We start from the raw sequence: 14,023 nt of genomic DNA on the forward strand, positions 1-14,023 counted from the left end.
TTGCTGCGTTGGTCCATGGTTATTCCAAATTGTTTCGCTAATGTCGTTTCAGAACCAGTAAAACCTAAGGCCAATAGGGCCAGTTCGCATTTCCATTCTTTTTCTGTTCCGGGTACTTCTTTCAATTGGGGTCGCTGGCCAGGCGATTTAATCCATTCAACTTCTGCTGTAATCAGGCCTTTTAGATTTCCTTTGTCATCTCCAATAAATCGCTTTGTGGAAATGCTAAAAAACCGTTCTGCTCCCTCTTTATGAGAAGAACTTGTTCTTAAGCGCATAGGCCAAAATGGCCAAGGTTGATCATCTGGTCTATCTGCCGTAGCCATGGGCATAATTTCAAAATTGGAAACCGATATTGCTCCTTGACGAAATGAGGTACCTATGCAATCAGACCCTGTATCTCCACCACCAATAACCACAACATTTTTATTTGTTGCCTTTATTTCTTCCCCTAAATCATTGATACCGTCCACTCTTTTGTTATTCTGGCCTAAAAAATCCATAGCCTGTACTACGCCTTTGAGGTCTGACCCTTCAATGGGTAAGTTACGCCTTACCGTAGCGCCGCCCGAAAGTACGATGGCATCAAATTCTTCTTTTAATTCTTCGGCCATCTTGTCTACACCGATGTGAACGCCACATTCAAAAGTAATTCCCTCCTCTTCTAAAACAGCAAGCCTACGGTCTATGACGTTTTTTTCCATTTTAAAATCAGGAATACCATAACGCAATAAACCTCCTGGTTTTTGGTCGCGCTCAAAAACGGTAACCGTATGTCCTGCTCTGTTCAATTGTTGTGCAGCGGCTAATCCCGCTGGTCCCGAACCTACAACGGCAACGGACTTTCCTGTTCTGCTAAGAGGTGGCTGAGCTGTTATCCACCCTTTTTCAAATGCGGTTTCGACTATGTTTTTCTCAATATTCTCAATGGAAACAGGATCTTCGTTTATACCCAGTACACATGCTTCCTCGCAGGGTGCGGGGCATAACCTGCCCGTAAACTCTGGAAAATTATTGGTGGAGTGTAAAATTTCACTTGCCTTTTCCCATTTACCGCGATAGACGGCATCGTTAAAATCAGGGATTAGATTACCTAATGGGCAACCACTATGGCAAAAAGGAATACCGCAGTCCATACACCTTGCACCTTGCTCCTTCAATTCTTTTTCAGGAAGGGCTACCGTAAATTCCTTATAATTCTGTATCCGTTCTTCTACCGGCTTGTAGGATTCTACTTTTCTATCGAATTCCAAAAATCCTGTTATCTTTCCCATGTTTCGATTTATATAGTTTGTAATTTTTCCTCTTCCAGACGTATCAACGCTTGTCTGTATTCTTCAGGTAACACTTTAACGAATTTCGGTAAATAAGTTTCCCAATTTTCGAGAATACGTTGCGCCAATGGACTTAAGGTAGCGTTGTAATGACTTTCAATTAAATCTTTAAGTTGCTGCACATCCTTATCTTCCGTCACTTCCAAAAGGTTTAGTGCCTCTGCATTACATCGTTTCTTAAAGGTCTTTTTATCATCGAGCACAAAAGCAATGCCTCCGCTCATACCAGCACCAAAATTTCGACCCACTTCGCCGAGGATAACGGCTATACCACCGGTCATGTATTCACATCCGTGATCTCCAATACCTTCGACAACGGCCTTAGCGCCTGAGTTTCGAACACAAAAACGTTCTCCTGCTTTACCATTAATATAAGCCCGACCTGCAGTTGCACCATAGAGGGTTACATTTCCTGTAATTACATTATCCTCTGGAACTATAGTCGATTTTTCCGGTACTTTTATGACTAATTTCGCTCCGGACAATCCTTTGCCAAGGTAGTCATTCGTAGTACCGTTTACCGTCATCGTGAGCCCTCGCGTAGCAAAAGCGCCAAAACTTTGTCCAGCAGATCCCGTAAAGTTGAGTTTTAAGGTGTTTATTGGTAGTCCTTGTGCTCCGTATATTTTAGAAATTTCATTGCTAATGATTGCACCAACGGCTCTATCGGTATTACAGATTGGAAAATCAAGACTGGATTTTTCTTTTCTGAACAAGGAGGGGTTAGCCTTCGCAATAATATCGAATTCGATGGACTTGTCTATATCATGCTGTTGTTTCTGTGTATTGTAGAATTTTGTCCCTGCCGGTACATCTACTTGGTGTAAAATTGGAGTAAGGTCTATTCCAGCAGCTTTATAGTGATTGATGGCTTTTTTACGGTCAAGTTTTTTTACCTGTCCCACCATTTCGTTGACGGTTCTAAAGCCGAGTTGTGCCATTATTTCCCTTAATTCTTGGGCAACGAAATACATATAGTTAACGACATGTTCTGGTTTTCCTTTAAACTTTTTACGTAGCTCTGGATTTTGTGTGGCAATTCCCACAGGACAAGTGTTTAGGTGGCAAACCCGCATCATAATACATCCGGAAGCTACTAGCGGCGCTGTGGCAAAACCAAATTCCTCGGCACCCAGCAAGCATGCGATAGCGACATCTCTTCCGGTTTTTAATTGGCCGTCACATTCGAGTACAATCCTATTTCTAAGGTCGTTCATTACCAAGGTTTGCTGCGCTTCTGCTATCCCCAATTCCCAAGGTAGTCCGGCGTGTTTTAAAGAGGTAAGTGGTGATGCTCCCGTGCCTCCGTCAAATCCGGAAACTAGAATAACATCCGCTTTTGCTTTAGCGACACCGGCAGCAACAGTTCCGACTCCGACTTCTGATACTAATTTTACATTGATTCTGGCTTTTCTGTTTGCTGATTTTAAATCGTATATCAGCTGCGATAAATCCTCAATTGAATAAATATCATGGTGTGGTGGTGGTGAAATTAGACCCACATATGGTGTGGAGTTTCTAGTCTTAGCGATGGCAGGGTTTACTTTAGGGCCGGGTAGTTGTCCACCCTCTCCTGGTTTTGCCCCTTGGGCCATTTTAATTTGAATTTCCTTCGCATTTGTTAGGTAATTTGAGGTAACCCCAAATCGTCCCGATGCTACTTGTTTAATCGCGCTATTCTTCCAGTCTCCAGTTGCGTTTTTGTAAAAACGTTGTTCATCCTCTCCGCCTTCGCCAGAATTACTTTTTCCGCCAATACGGTTCATGGCAATCGCTAAATTCTCATGTGCCTCTTGACTAATAGACCCGTAGGACATGGCTCCAGTCTTAAAACGTTTTACGATTTCTGTCCAGGGTTCTACTTCTTCCAACGGTATGGGGTCATAGTTGGAAAATTCGAAAAGACCTCTTATGGTCATTAAATATTTGGATTGTTCGTTAACCATTTTGGAATATTCCTTGTAGGTATCTGGTTCGTTGCCTCTAACCGCTTTTTGAAGTTTTGCAATACTCAAGGGGTTAAACATGTGTTTTTCCCCATCTCTTCTCCACCGGTATTCGCCTCCTATCTCTAAATCAAGTGTAGCAGCTACTTCCTTGGTGTCGAATGTATGCTGGTGTCTTTTGGCAATTTCTTTTTCAATCTCATATAAGCCAATTCCTTGTATACGTGTAGGGGTGTTTGGGAAATAGTGCTCTACAACCTTCGTATTTATGCCAATACATTCAAATAGTTGAGATCCTCGGTAGGAATTAAGTGTTGAGATACCAATCTTGTTCATCACTTTCAATATGCCCTTTCCAACAGCCTTATTGTAGTTTTTTATAGCTTCATCGAAACTGATATCCGTAATATCCAGTTCCACTATTTGTTCTGCAATGATTTCGTTTACCAAATAAGGATTCACGGCGCTTGCTCCAAAACCGAATAATAACGCAAAGTGATGTACCTCTCTAGGTTCTGCCGATTCAATTATCAAACTACATTTAGAGCGTTTACCCATTTTCTGCAGACCGCTATTTACATAGGAACAAGCCAATAGTGCTGGTATGGGCGCATTTTCCGCATCTACGTTTCTATCCGATAGGATAATGATGTTGGCGCTACCGTCCACTGCTTTGGATGCCTGATCTAGAATAGATTTAAGCGCATCTTCCAAACCATTATGTCCTTTTTCAATTTTATACAGGATTGGAATAGTGACTACCTTGTAATCAGGACTTACATCGTAGTTCTTGATTTTGTCCAAATCTTCTTTTGAGATAACAGGGTTTTGAATCTTAAGCTTTCTACAATGTAACTCGGTGAACTCGAATATGTTTTGATCTGTACCTAATGTAAGGCTGATATCGGTAATCAATTCTTCCCGTATCCCGTCCAATGGCGGATTCGTTACTTGTGCGAATAGTTGCTTAAAGTAATTGTATATCAATTGTGGGCGCTGGGATAGTACGGCTATGGGCGTATCGGAACCCATAGATCCTATAGGTTCTTTTGCAGACGTTCCCATAGGAAGAATTATCGTATTGATGTCCTCCAATGTATATCCAAAAACCGACTTTCTTTTTTCTAGACTTGCTTCACCTAAAAACAAGGGGCAATCGTTATAAGGGATGTCTTTTAGGTGGACAAGGTTTTTGTCCAGCCAATTTTTGTAAGGATATCTTTTGGCGATATTTTCTTTTATTTCCTCATCGTTTATGATACGACCCTCTTCCATGTTCACCAAGAACATTTTACCAGGTTCCAATCTTCCGTGAAATTCTACGTTTTCAGGGGCAATCTCTACAACTCCTGTTTCAGAGGACATAACCACGTAGTCGTCTTTGGTTACAGAATATCTAGAAGGGCGCAATCCGTTACGGTCTAATACGGCTCCGATATAATTACCATCGGTAAAGGGAATAGACGCAGGACCGTCCCAAGGCTCCATCATACAAGAGTGATACTCGTAGAATGCTTTTTTTGCAGGAGACATTTCTTCATTTTTTTCCCAAGCTTCGGGTACTAAGATCATCATGACTTCGGGAAGTGATCTACCCGTCATTAATAGTAGTTCTACAACCATGTCCATAGTTGCTGAATCTGATTTGCCGGGTAGGATAATCGGAAGGATGTTTTTTATTTCATCACCAAAAAGTTCGCTTTTGAGCAATTCCTCTCGGGAGAGCATTCTTGAGACATTTCCACGTAATGTATTGATTTCACCATTGTGGCACATGTACCTGAATGGCTGTGCCAAATCCCAGGTTGGGAAGGTATTGGTAGAAAAACGTTGATGAACCAATGCTAATCTGGTTACTACCCGAGAATCTAACAGGTCTTTATAATATAGACTGATATCATGCGGCATTAATAGCCCTTTGAATATGATGATTTTGGTGGATAGGCTGGGAACGTAAAAAAATTTGCTCTCGGAAAGTTTAGAATTGATAATGGTATGTTCCGTTACTTTTCTGGCAATAAATAGTTTAAGGTTAAAATCGAAGTAGGTTTGCTTTGGACTTTCTTTTGCAACAAACAATTGTTTTACAAAAGGTTCCGTCTCAGCTGCGATTCTTCCTGGAATAGATCGGTTTACCGGCACATCTCGCCATCCTAGAAGCTGTAGTCCTTGTTTTTTTATATTCTCTTCAAAGACTTTGGCGCAAAAATCCCGTTGATTGTCCTTTCTAGGAAAGAATACATTGCTTACCGCATATTGGCCAGGTTCTGGAAGTTCAAAGGAGCAAACGCTCTGAAAGAAGTCGTGTGGAATATCTATTAAGATACCAGCGCCATCACCCGTTTTACCATCGGCACTTACCGCTCCCCTATGCTCTAACCTATCTAGAATTTCTAAGGCTTTATGAATAATATCATTGGATTTTTTCCCTTTTAGGCTACAAATGAAACCTGCACCGCAATTGTCATGTTCAAATTCTGGTAGGTATAGCCCCTGTTTCTTCAGCATCATATATTATGGTATTTTCTCAAAAATATCATTTTATATATGTAAAATGCAACGAATTTTTAATAATGGTATAAATAATTCAACGTTTTCAATTAATCGTTAAAAAATATTGAATTATGTATTTTCGAGATGTTCTTTTTATGATATCCTCAAAAGGGTACGGTTTAGCACGTGTTTGTGCTTAACAAGAGGGGGTCATGTCGTTTTATGACATTATTAGAAGAAGCCACCCCTATTTAAGAAGTGGCTTGATATATTTTTTTGTACTTTATTACATCATACCCTTCTTTTACTTGGGGTGCAATATTAAAAAATTCATTAGTCTTTTAAAATACTTCTCGAAATAACGATTTTTTGAATTTCGGAAGTGCCCTCATAAATTTGCGTTATTTTGGCATCTCGCATTAATCGTTCTACATGGTAATCTTTTACAAAACCGTTTCCTCCATGAATTTGCACAGCCTCAACAGTGGTGTCCATAGCTACTTGAGAAGCGTATAGTTTGGCCATGGCACCCGAAAGGTCATAATCTTCTTTATTATCTTTATCGCAAGCAGATTTGTAAACAAGGTGTCGTGCCGCTTCTATTTGTGTGTGCATATCCGCTAATTTAAAAGCAATAGCTTGGTGGTTGCATATTTCGGTACCGAAAGCTTTTCTTTCTTTGGAATACTTTAATGCTAGTTCGTATGCCCCAGCTGCAATGCCTAATGCCTGAGCAGCAATACCTATTCTTCCTCCTGCGAGGGTCTTCATAGCGAATTTGAAACCGAAACCATCCTCGCCAATTCTGTTTTCCTTCGGAACCTTTACATCATTGAAAATCAAGGAATGGGTGTCACTACCTCTAATCCCTAATTTATTTTCTTTGGGTCCTATTTCGAAACCATCAGCCCCTTTTTCAACGATTAGCGCATTAATTCCTTTATGCTTTTTATCCCTGTCTGTTTGTGCGATTACTAAATAGACCTCGGCGCTGCTACCGTTGGTAATCCAATTTTTAGTCCCATTTAGGATATAGTGATCACCTTTGTCGACTGCGGTTGTTTTTTGGGAAGTTGCGTCACTTCCCGCTTCAGGTTCCGATAAGCAAAAAGCACCGATAATTTCACCTGTGCTTAATCGTGTAAGATATTTTTTCTTTTGTTCTTCTGTACCATAAGTTTCCAAGCCCCAGCAGATTAACGAATTGTTAACTGAAACTATTACGGATGATGAGGCATCTACTTTTGATAATTCCTCCATGACTAGTACATATGATAGTGTATCCAGTCCGCTCCCACCATACTTTGGGTCCACCATCATACCAAGAAAACCTAGTTCCCCCATTTTGCGTACTTCTTCGGTTGGAAATTTTTGTGCTTCATCGCGCTCAATAACCCCAGGAAGTAGCTCGTTTTGTGCAAAATCGCGAGCTGCTTGTTGTATTAACCGTTGTTCCTCTGTAAGTGTAAAATCCATAGCGTAGTCTTAAAACATTTCTCTTACAAAGATAAGGGTATAGTAGGTATTATTTATAAAATTTAAGATATTAGGAAAGGTCTTTTGGACAAAAAGCATTGGTGATTTTTGTTTAGCTCGTTATAATGTAAATGAACTAAACTGTATGCTTTAACGTTCCTCCTCAATTTTGAATGGTATAGGTGCAAATAGCCTTTGTGCTCATTGTAAAATCAAGCTCTTTTAATTTGACTTTTATTTTTCGGAGTTCAAGGCATATGTGTTTCGTTTTGCTGGATATAAGTGAAGTTCATTGTCAATGTAGTGCTGTATTAATTACGTAATTTTAAGATTATGATTTTCTATTCAATCATTTTTAATCTATATTACGTCAGAAAAAAAATATCGATTCAAATACCACATCACATTTATAGATCACGTTATTTTAAAACTATATTTACTATTCCATATTTAAACTAAATTAAAAACCAACTAATGATGGAAACTATAATTATTATTATTTTTTTAGCCGGTTATTTAGCCATTACCCTAGAGCACAATCTTAAAATTGATAAACTGATTCCTGCGTTGGCCATGATGGCTATTCTTTGGGCTTTAATTGCCTTGGGAATAGATAGTTTTCCTAATTGGTTCGACTCCGTAAAGCAAGGTTTGGTCGATGGTTTTGGAACTATGGACCATGAGGGTAAAATGCATTTGGTAGAAGAGTCGCTATTACATCATTTAGGGAAAACAGCGGAGATATTGTTCTTTTTATTAGGGGCAATGACCATTGTAGAAATCATAGATTACTTTGATGGTTTTGCTACGATAAAGAGTTTTATTAAAACTAGGGAGAAAGGAAAATTATTATGGTTGTTTTCCATTTTGGCATTTATTTTATCTGCAATTATTGATAATTTAACGGCTACAATAGTATTGATAACCATTTTACAAAAAGTGATAAAGGACAGGGAAACCAAGCTTTGGTTTGCCGGTATGATCGTAATCACAGCAAACGCCGGTGGGGCCTGGTCTCCTATAGGAGATGTTACAACGACCATGTTATGGATTGCGAATAAGGTTAGTGCTTTGCAATTGGTAATTCATGTATTGTTGCCCTCTATTGTATGTATGTTGGTTCCTGTGTTGATTGCCGGTAGGTTCAAGGTATTCAAAGGTCTTATAGATGGCGATTTGGATGGTGAAGCTCCAAAATCTAAGTACGGATCTACTATGTTGTATTTAGGGCTTGGGGCTATCTTATTTGTGCCTTTTTTCAAAACCGTAACACACTTGCCCCCATATGTAGGTATGATGCTTTCTTTGGCCGTTGTTGCCACATTCGCGGAAATCTACAGTAATAAGAAATTCAGTATCACTTCTGTTGACGATGGCAGTCATGAATCCGGAGGGCATCATAGCCCGGTACATCATTCGTTATCAAAAATAGAACTGCCTAGTATTCTTTTCTTTTTGGGAATTTTATTAGCCGTAGCTGCAATGGAATCACTTGGTATATTATTTAATGCGGCAGGTGCTTTAAATGAGGCTATCCCCAATACTGATATTGTAGTAATGCTATTCGGCGTAGGTTCTGCGGTGATAGACAATGTGCCATTAGTAGCTGCTAGTATGGGAATGTTTAGCGAGCCACTAGATAGTCCGCTTTGGCATTTTATAGCCTATTCTGCCGGAACAGGGGGTAGTATGCTTATAATAGGTTCTGCTGCCGGGGTGGTTGCTATGGGTATGGAGAAGATAGATTTTTTCTGGTATCTGAAAAAAATTGCTTGGTTGGCCTTTGTTGGTTTTGTTAGTGGCGCCCTTGTTTTTATAGCATTGAGAGATTATGTGCTCCACGGATAATTTAATTAGTAAAACACCGTTATAAAGGCAAATTCAATAATTTAAAATTCTTATGTTGATATTCCAAGATTTGGCGCAAGATGGTGCCGAAGAATTACTTTCTGAGGAAAAGACCTTATCCGTTATAGACTTGGTCTTTAATGGTGGAACAGGAAGTGTTGTCATTATTACGGTACTTTTCTTAATGTTAGGTGTAGCCCTTTACATTTATTTTGAACGACTTTTAGCGGTAAATGCTGCATCTAAAATTGATAAAAACTTCATGAACCAAATACGGGATCATGTATCTACTGGCAAATTAGAAGCAGCAAAACTATTATGTGCACAAACTGATTCGCCTGTCGCAAGGTTAACTGAGAAGGGTATTTCTAGAATAGGTAAGCCCTTGGACGATATCAATACGGCAATAGAAAATGCAGGTACTTTAGAGGTGTATAAATTGGAGAAAAACGTTAGCGTTCTGGCAACCGTAGCAGGTGCGGCGCCTATGATAGGATTTTTAGGTACGGTAATCGGTATGATTTTAGCCTTTCATGAAATGGCCAGTAGTGGAGGTCAGGCAGAAATGGGTTCCTTGGCTTCGGGTATTTATACGGCGATGACAACCACGGTAGCGGGATTGATAGTTGGTATTATTGCGTATATAGGGTATAATCATTTAGTGAATAGAACGGATAAGGTCGTTCATAAAATGGAGGCCAATGCTGTAGAATTCTTAGATCTTTTGAACGAACCACTTTAATACGTTAGTATGAAGCTAAAAGGAAGAAATAAGGTGAGTCCGGATTTCAGTATGTCGTCTATGACGGATATTGTTTTTCTTTTGTTGATATTTTTCATGCTTACGGCAAATTCGCCGAATGCCTTGGATTTATTATTGCCAAAAGCGAAAGGGAAGTCTACCAATACACAAAATGTTTCTGTTAGTATCGATAAGAACTTACAGTATTACGTGAATAATGAGAGAATCAACGGAGAGTATATTGAAATTGAACTAAAAAAAGCACTCGAAGGTCAAGATAAACCAACGATTATTCTAAGGGCAGAGGAGAGCGTCGCCATCAAAGAGGCGGTAAACGTAATGGCCATTGCCAATAGAAACAACTACAAGGTTATTTTGGCAGTGAGGCCCAACTAATGGCGTTTCTGGACACTACACATAAAAAGAAATCCTTTACACTAACAACATTGCTATTGAGCATTTTGTTGTTGGTGCTTTTTTACATAGGGTTAACCTATATGGATCCCCCAATAGAGAACGGTATTTCCGTTAATTTTGGGACTACGGATTTTGGCAGCGGAAGTGTTCAGCCCAAGGAAAAAATTCAATCGGAGCCTTTTGATACGCCTCCTGTAGAACCATCAAAACAAGAAATAGCAGAGCAGGTTGAAGAGATAGTAGAAGAAGTTCCGGAAGAAAGCGTAGCTGAGCCTGTGCCTTCCGAAAAGGTGCTGACCCAAGAAAACGAGGAAGCAATCCGAATAAAAAAGGCCGAAGAAGCGAAGCGAAAAGCAGAAAATGCAATAGCAGATGCCAAACAAAAGGCAGATGATGAAGCTAAGAGGCTAAAGGCAGAGGCAGCAAGAATAGCCAAGGAAAAGCGTGATGCAGATGCGCTTGCAGAAAGAGAACAACAAGCCAAAAAGGATAAATTGGACGCTCTTATGGGAGGTCTTAATAAATCTGACGGTACAGCATCCGGTAGTGAGGGAGATGACAATAGAACAGGGGATAAGGGAAGTCCAGACGGAGATCCTTATGCGACCAGTTATTATGGGAGTCCTGGTTCCGGGAGTGGTACTGGCGGTTATGGCCTTAATGGAAGATCTTTGGTAAACCAAGGTAAAGTGCCTCAGGAATGTAATGAAGCAGGGAGGGTAGTTGTTAAAATTGAAGTAGATAAAAATGGAAAGGTAATTTCCGCAGAACCTGGAGTACGCGGGACAACCAATAATAATCCGTGTTTGCTGGAGCCCGCGCGAAAAACTGCGTTTATGCATCGATGGAATCTGGATTCTAATGCTCCAAATAAACAAGTTGGTTTTGTTGTCGTTAATTTTAAGTTGGGAGAGTGACCTACGCGGAAACTTTGGACTGGATGTTCCACCAACTTCCCATGTACCAGCAAAAAGGTGTAAAAGCGTTTAATTCCAAATTAGATGGAATTCTCACCTTATCCAATCATCTGGACAGTCCACATAAGAAATTTAAAAGTATACACGTCGCAGGAACCAATGGTAAAGGTTCTAGCAGTCATATGTTGGCCTCTATTTTACAAGAAGCCGGATATAAAGTGGGATTGTACACATCGCCACATTTAAAAGATTTTCGAGAACGTATACGAATAAATGGCCTTCCGGTAAGTGAATCTTACGTGGTCGACTTTATTGCCACCAATCAAGGTTTTATCGCCTCGCATCGTTTTTCTTTTTTGAAATGACCGTAGGTATGGCGTTTGATTATTTTGCAAAAGAAACGGTAGATATCGCTGTTATTGAAGTTGGTTTAGGAGGTAGGTTGGATTCTACGAACATAATTACTCCAGAAGTTTCGCTCATTACCAACATTGGCTTTGATCATATGGATATCCTGGGAGACACTTTGGAGAAAATCGCCACAGAAAAGGCAGGGATTATAAAGGAACGTGTTCCGGTAGTGGTTAGTGAATATCAAGCCGATATCGCCTGGGTATTTGAAGAGAAGGCTCATGAGAAATCTGCAGGGCTTACATTTGCGAGTCAGACAGAGCTGCCCGAGTTTCGTACGTCTTTGTTAGGGGATTATCAAAAGAAAAATATTAAGGGAGTTCTGGTTACCTTGGATAAGCTAAAAAACTTCAAGGTCGATTCAATACATATAAGGAAAGGCCTCCAAAATGTAACGGGGAATACCGGGCTTCAGGGTAGGTGGCAACTGTTAGGTGAAAACCCAAAGATTATATGTGATACAGCGCATAACAAAGAGGGCCTGTCCTTAGTGATAGCACAGCTATTAAAGGAATCGTATAAAACCTTGCATGTGGTGCTCGGTTTTGTAAAGGAAAAGGATTTGGACGCTATTCTACCTTTGTTTCCAGAGAATGCGATCTACTATTTTTGCAGACCCAATATCCCAAGAGGCTTGGATGCAGAAGTATTACAGGCAAAAGCGGAACAATATCAGTTGTACGGGAGGGTATACTCGAGAGTTTGTGAGGCGTATACAGTTGTAAATCAGCAAGCTTCAAAAGAAGATTTGATTTTTGTTGGTGGTAGTACTTTTACAGTGGCCGAAGTTCTTTAAATTTTATTGATTTTTCTTTTGGAGTATATAAAACTATTCTATATTTGCACTCCTTTTGGGGCTCTTAGCTCAGTTGGTTCAGAGCACCTGCCTTACAAGCAGGGGGTCACTGGTTCGAATCCAGTAGGGCCCACAGGATTTTTAAAAGGCTTTCGATTTGCGAGAGCCTTTTTTTATATCTTATAATCAATTTATATTTACAATAACGTTGATTTAAGATAAATTAAAAGGGATATTAGCTCAGTTGGTTTAGAGCGCTGCCTTGACAGGGCAGAGGTCACCGGTTCGAATCCAGTATATCCCACGATACGCAGTTCTTCATAACGACATGGGTTTTCGTAATTCTTAGTTATAGGTTTTCTAAAATACGTTCCAAGGCCATTCCTCTAGAACCTTTTATAAAAAGAGTAGCGCCCTTTGGCATCTGAAGTCCTTTCAATTCACGGGTTAGCGCATCAAATGTTTTGAACTTTTGAAAATCGCTGTCTACTTTAAAAAAGTTTTCTCCAATTAAATAGGTGTTTTCAAATCCAAATTGTTTTGTTAGTTCGGCAATTGCTTGGTGTTCATCATGGGCCGTTTCTCCAAGTTCAAACATATCACCAAGGAACAAAACTTTCGAAGTAGCTTTTATTTTTGAGAAATTTTCTAGTGCAACCGTCATACTACTGGGGTTGGCATTGTAGGCATCGAGTATGATCTTAAAACCTTTTTTCTCCAATACCTGAGATCTATTGTTGTCCGGTAGGTAATTCTCTAAACCTTCTTTTATCAGTTTCATTGGAATTTTAAAATACTTTCCCATGAGTATAGCGGCACAACAATTAGTAAAATTATAGCTTCCTATCAATTTGGTTTTAATGCTAATGTCTTCAATCGCAATTTCTACGAAAGGATCAGCAGAAGTCATGCTTATTTTATAAAATTCAGTATCCGTAGTGCTATATCCGAACTTTTGAATGTATTGCCCTAATTTTTCTTTCTGTATGGGGTCATCTGCATTCATAAAGATGACCTTGTTGTTTGCTATCAAGTAGTCATATAGCTCACTTTTTCCTTTAATTACGCCCTCTACCCCTCCAAAACCTTCTAAGTGTGCTTTTCCAAAATTTGTGATGTAGCCAAAATCGGGCTCTGCAATACTACTAAGAAATTCTATTTCTTTTTGATGGTTCGCGCCCATTTCTATGATGGCAATCTCCGTATCTGTTTTTATTGATAGTAGGCTTAATGGAACGCCGATATGATTATTAAGGTTTCCTTTGGTGGCTATTGTTTTGTAGGTCGTGGCCAATACGCTATGAATAAGCTCCTTTGTAGTGGTCTTGCCATTGCTTCCTGTTAGGGAAATTACTTTTGCATTACAATAATGTCTGTGGAAATTTGCTAAGTTTTGTAAGGTCTTTAATACATCCTTTACTAAGAGCGTCTTGTCATGAGTTGCAAATTCTTTTTCATCTACAATAACATAGGCTGCTCCTTTTTCAAGTGCTTTAAGCGCATATTCATTACCGTTAAAATTAGTGCCTTTTAGTGCAAAAAAAATATCGTTTTTTTTTATTTTTCGCGTATCGGTACTCACGCTCGGATACTGAAGGAATACTTCGTGAAGTTCGGCTATTTTCATAAAATCGAAGATAAAA

8 protein-coding genes, 2 tRNA genes and 1 pseudogene (1 of these 11 only partly in view) are annotated in these 14,023 nt (G+C 39.6%); 7 read left to right on the forward strand and 4 right to left on the reverse strand.

Going from position 1 to position 14,023, the window contains the following annotated elements:
• The 3 genes from MS6x_RS13985 to MS6x_RS13995 all read right to left on the reverse strand — a co-directional run.
• Positions 1-1,274: the 5' portion of a glutamate synthase subunit beta gene (locus MS6x_RS13985; protein WP_482603088.1), read on the reverse strand. The gene continues 193 nt to the left of window position 1, outside the view; 1,274 of the gene's 1,467 nt are visible here — the first part of the coding sequence; its start codon is at positions 1,272-1,274; its stop codon lies beyond the left edge, outside the window.
• A gap of 8 nt (positions 1,275-1,282) precedes the next feature.
• Positions 1,283-5,791: a glutamate synthase large subunit gene (gene gltB / locus MS6x_RS13990; RefSeq protein ID WP_482603089.1), complete on the reverse strand. Its 4,509-nt coding sequence runs from the start codon at positions 5,789-5,791 to the stop codon at positions 1,283-1,285.
• Positions 5,792-6,106: 315 nt separating this feature from the next.
• Positions 6,107-7,249: an acyl-CoA dehydrogenase gene (locus tag MS6x_RS13995; RefSeq protein ID WP_482603090.1), complete on the reverse strand. Its 1,143-nt coding sequence runs from the start codon at positions 7,247-7,249 to the stop codon at positions 6,107-6,109.
• A 477-nt stretch (positions 7,250-7,726) separates the two neighbouring features.
• Here MS6x_RS13995 and nhaD point away from each other — a divergent pair, with 477 nt between their 5' ends.
• The 7 genes and pseudogenes from nhaD to MS6x_RS14030 all read left to right on the forward strand — a co-directional run bounded on the left by nhaD (position 7,727) and on the right by MS6x_RS14030 (position 12,684).
• A complete protein-coding gene (nhaD, locus tag MS6x_RS14000) occupies positions 7,727-9,097 on the forward strand; it encodes a sodium:proton antiporter NhaD (RefSeq protein WP_482607173.1) in 1,371 nt (456 codons plus the stop codon).
• Between the two features lie 52 nt (positions 9,098-9,149).
• Entirely contained in the window at positions 9,150-9,839 is a 690-nt protein-coding gene (locus MS6x_RS14005) for a MotA/TolQ/ExbB proton channel family protein (protein WP_482603091.1), read from the forward strand.
• A gap of 9 nt (positions 9,840-9,848) precedes the next feature.
• Entirely contained in the window at positions 9,849-10,235 is a 387-nt protein-coding gene (locus tag MS6x_RS14010) for an ExbD/TolR family protein (protein WP_379934875.1), read from the forward strand.
• Entirely contained in the window at positions 10,235-11,173 is a 939-nt protein-coding gene (locus MS6x_RS14015) for an energy transducer TonB (protein WP_482603092.1), read from the forward strand. Before MS6x_RS14010 ends, MS6x_RS14015 begins: the two co-directional genes overlap by 1 nt.
• Positions 11,170-12,380 (forward strand): annotated as a pseudogene (locus tag MS6x_RS14020) (bifunctional folylpolyglutamate synthase/dihydrofolate synthase). The gene MS6x_RS14015 and the pseudogene MS6x_RS14020 overlap by 4 nt, the downstream one beginning before the upstream one ends.
• A gap of 58 nt (positions 12,381-12,438) precedes the next feature.
• Positions 12,439-12,513: transfer RNA gene (locus MS6x_RS14025), tRNA-Val, on the forward strand.
• A 96-nt stretch (positions 12,514-12,609) separates the two neighbouring features.
• A tRNA-Val gene (locus MS6x_RS14030) sits at positions 12,610-12,684 on the forward strand.
• Between the two features lie 45 nt (positions 12,685-12,729).
• Here MS6x_RS14030 and MS6x_RS14035 read toward each other — a convergent pair.
• Positions 12,730-14,007: a UDP-N-acetylmuramoyl-tripeptide--D-alanyl-D-alanine ligase gene (locus MS6x_RS14035; protein WP_482603093.1), complete on the reverse strand. Its 1,278-nt coding sequence runs from the start codon at positions 14,005-14,007 to the stop codon at positions 12,730-12,732.
• Positions 14,008-14,023 lie beyond the last annotated feature (16 nt).

Source organism: Maribacter sp. MS6, from assembly GCF_056839185.1.

What these genes read in the sequence shown, in the direction of transcription:
- gltB (WP_482603089.1), bottom strand. Translation starts at nt 5,791, where the DNA reads ATGATGCTGAAGAAACAGGGGCTATACCTACCAGAATTTGAACATGAC.
- MS6x_RS13995 (WP_482603090.1), bottom strand. Translation starts at nt 7,249, where the DNA reads ATGGATTTTACACTTACAGAGGAACAACGGTTAATACAACAAGCAGCT.
- nhaD (WP_482607173.1), top strand. Translation starts at nt 7,727, where the DNA reads ATGGAAACTATAATTATTATTATTTTTTTAGCCGGTTATTTAGCCATT.
- MS6x_RS14005 (WP_482603091.1), top strand. Translation starts at nt 9,150, where the DNA reads ATGTTGATATTCCAAGATTTGGCGCAAGATGGTGCCGAAGAATTACTT.
- MS6x_RS14010 (WP_379934875.1), top strand. Translation starts at nt 9,849, where the DNA reads ATGAAGCTAAAAGGAAGAAATAAGGTGAGTCCGGATTTCAGTATGTCG.
- MS6x_RS14015 (WP_482603092.1), top strand. Translation starts at nt 10,235, where the DNA reads ATGGCGTTTCTGGACACTACACATAAAAAGAAATCCTTTACACTAACA.
- MS6x_RS14035 (WP_482603093.1), bottom strand. Translation starts at nt 14,007, where the DNA reads ATGAAAATAGCCGAACTTCACGAAGTATTCCTTCAGTATCCGAGCGTG.